Origin of the sequence: Bradyrhizobium sp. (assembly GCF_017881085.1) — a bacterium.
GTDB lineage: Bacteria > Pseudomonadota > Alphaproteobacteria > Rhizobiales > Xanthobacteraceae > Bradyrhizobium.
In genome coordinates, this window is record NZ_JADGRI010000466.1 from 1 (window position 1) to 3,026 (window position 3,026).

The following is a 3,026-nucleotide window of genomic DNA, read 5'->3' on the forward strand; positions in this document are numbered from 1 at the left end:
TCGCTTCCGGACATACCTTCGCTGCTTGCCGTCAGTAACTGTCGTTCGTCTTGCTCCCAGGTATTGAGTGCATCCTTTTTTTCATCATGGGATAGAACGCTATCTTTAACGACTTCCTTAGGCTTGGCGAAGTGTGCTTCAGGATTTTCAACTTTGTCCTTTGCCTTCGATTTATTCGCCATTGGATGCCTCCTCGTAGGGGACTAGATAACTACAACGGCTTAGCGGGACTTAGAGTTCCTCCAGAACTACGGCCACGGCCATCTTCCGCAACCGGACTGCAAGGATTAAACATTCTAACGCTTCGGCCGGGACACATCTAAAGGGATTACAGCGAGGCGTCGGCTGGTTGATCAAGATCAATGCGGAGCGCGCGATAGCCTGTAAGAGGCGTATATTGGTTTTGTGGTGAGAGATAATGGGGGGACACCCATGCGCATCGCGCTTATCGCCGTCTGCTTTGTCTCCTCTGCCGGGATGGCATGGGCACAAGCCCTGCCGGAGAATAAAAACGCGGACACACCTGAGTACAGCACCGGCCGCACGGTTACTCCCGAGACGAAGGGTCAGTTGCAACCGCAAGGCTGGACCGGCCCGATCAACACTAAGTCTGGCGGCGCTCCTGCCTCAAGCCCACAAGGTGAGACCGCGCCGGGCATGCAGGCCGCGCCAGAAGGTTCGTCGAAGACAGTCGTCGAGCCTGACAAGAAATAGCAAGCGCAGCCCGGATAGAGCGAACCGAGATTCGGGGCTAAAGTCCGAGCCATCCACCGCATTCACCATGTGTTTCAGCGCGGGTTCCCGACGCCGATCGGCGCGGCAAGGATCTGAATTGATTAATCCCGGTGGGGTCCCGAGATCGCGCCAATTCACAAGCAAGAATGTCCCGAAGAAGAAACGCAGCTCTTAATACACGGCCGGAAAGGCGATGAAAAGCAGATGGCCACGAAAACAAACGCGAAACGGAAGACGAAATCGCCATCGGGGTTCGCGCGCAAGGCGGCAATCGTCGCGCGGCGGGAATGTTCGATCCAGCGCAGGATTGACCGCAAACGCAAACGCAAACCAAAATCGAAACGCAAATCCGCGATACAGGCGGGCGCGCGCACGATCCCGAAAAGTGGGAACCGGTTTTCTGAAAGATCATGCGCTATGAATGATACAAATGAGACAAGAGGCAAAATGGTAGCGCTCGCACGTTCCTCACGCCCGCAGCCGCAAATCACGGAAGCCTCCGCGTTCGAGACCGACGTCCTCGAAGGCTTGAGCACAACTCCGAAGCGGGTGCCGGCGAAATATTTTTACGACGATGCCGGCTCGCAGTTGTTCGAGCGCATCACCGAGATGCCGGAATATTACCCGACCCGCTGCGAGATGCGCATCTTGCGCGATCACGCCGCCGACATCGCCAAGCTGATTCCGGAAGGCGCGGCGCTGGTGGAATTCGGTAGCGGCTCGAACAAGAAGGCGCGCATCCTGCTGCACGAGGCGCCCAAGCTCGCGGCCTATGTGCCGGTTGACATCTGCGGCGAGATGCTGGAGCGGGAGGTGGCCGAACTGCGGCCCGATTTCTCGCAGCTGAAAATATTGCCCGTGACGGCGGATTTCTGTTTCCCGTTCGAACTGCCGGCTGAAGCGAAAGCAGCGCCGGTGCGCGTCGGATTTTTCCCGGGCTCCACCGTCGGCAATTTTGAGCCGCATGAAACGGCAGCGTTCCTACGCAACGCCGGACGGATTCTCGGGCCTGGCGGCACGCTGATTATCGGCGTCGACTTGATCAAGCCGGCCGAGGTGCTCAACGCCGCCTATAACGACGCGGGCGGCGTCACCGCAAAGTTCAATCTCAATCTGCTGGTGCGCGTCAATCGCGAGCTCGGCGGCACCTTCAAGCTCGATACTTTCGAGCATCATGCGTTCTACAACCGCGAGCGCCATCGCATCGAAATGCACCTCGCCAGCCTGAAGCGGCAGAAAGTGTGGGTGGCCGGCGAAACCATCGAGTTCCGCGCCGGCGAAACCATCCACACCGAGAACAGCTACAAATACAGCATCGAGTCGCTGGGTGCGCTAGCGCGCGGCGTCGGCTGGACGCCGGTGGCGGCCTGGACCGATACGCAGGACTATTTTTCCATCCAGGCCTTCACCCTGGCCGACGCGGCTGCGACGCGTCACACGCCGCATTGACCGCCGCCGCATAGCGGTTCACTCATGCCGATCTGCGAAGCCGACCCGTGGCGGATGCAATATTTTGAAGGCGCCGACTGTCCGCCCGGGGTGAACGTCCCGACCGAAGATGCAGATGGCTGGGAGTGGAATCCGGAGTTCCGCTGGATCTACGACAAGATCGCTATCGCCCGGAACCAGGGGCTCGATGCCGGCCCGCATGGCACGTTGCCGCCGTCCTTTCCGGTATTCTCCAAGCCCATCGTCAATCTCAAGGGCATGGGGGTCGATACCCGCATCATCCACTCGGCCGCGGACTACGCGTTGCATCAGACCTCCGGCCACATGTGGATGATCATGCTTGAGGGCCGCCACGTGAGCACCGACGTCGCCATCGTCGGCGGCGAGCCGCGCTGGTGGCGCCACGTCACCGGCCAGTCGGCCGGCGAGGGCACGTTCGATCACTGGACCGTGCATGCCGATCGCGAGCCCGAGATCGAGCGCTATTGCGGCGAATGGATCGCGCATCACCTGCGCGGCTACACCGGCATGCTGAATATCGAGACCATCGGTGGCCGCATGATCGAAATGCATCTGCGCTTCAGCGATCAATGGCCTGACCTTTACGGACCGGGCTGGGTGCAGGCGCTGGTGGGGCTTTACGCCGCCGGCCGATGGGACTTCGCCGATGACGACCGGCGCGAGGGCTACAGCGTTGTGCTGTTCGGGCCGAAGGGCCGGTATTACCGGCATCCGCCGCGGAGCCTAATCGACGAGGTGCTGCGCATGCCGAGCGTCACCAGCGTGCAGACCACCTTCCACGAAGATTGGGATCCGGAGCGGCACGCCATGCCGCCCGGCGG

Annotated in this window: 3 protein-coding genes and 1 pseudogene; 3 read left to right on the forward strand and 1 reads right to left on the reverse strand. The window is 60.4% G+C overall.

The window, feature by feature from the left end:
• Nucleotides 1-182: pseudogene (locus QZ213_RS26695) on the reverse strand (hypothetical protein); the annotation flags it as partial.
• A gap of 250 nt (nucleotides 183-432) precedes the next feature.
• On the opposite strand from QZ213_RS26695, the gene QZ213_RS26700 reads away from it, so the two are divergent.
• The 3 genes from QZ213_RS26700 to QZ213_RS26710 form a co-directional block, all read left to right on the forward strand.
• Nucleotides 433-714, forward strand: coding sequence for a hypothetical protein (locus QZ213_RS26700; RefSeq protein ID WP_291689048.1), 282 nt, complete (start codon nucleotides 433-435; stop codon nucleotides 712-714).
• A gap of 468 nt (nucleotides 715-1,182) precedes the next feature.
• Complete coding sequence (gene egtD / locus QZ213_RS26705; protein ID WP_291689049.1) at nucleotides 1,183-2,184, forward strand: L-histidine N(alpha)-methyltransferase; 1,002 nt, start codon at nucleotides 1,183-1,185, stop codon at nucleotides 2,182-2,184.
• Between the two features lie 24 nt (nucleotides 2,185-2,208).
• Nucleotides 2,209-3,026: hypothetical protein (locus tag QZ213_RS26710; RefSeq protein WP_291689050.1), on the forward strand; the 818-nt coding region annotated here is incomplete at its 3' end.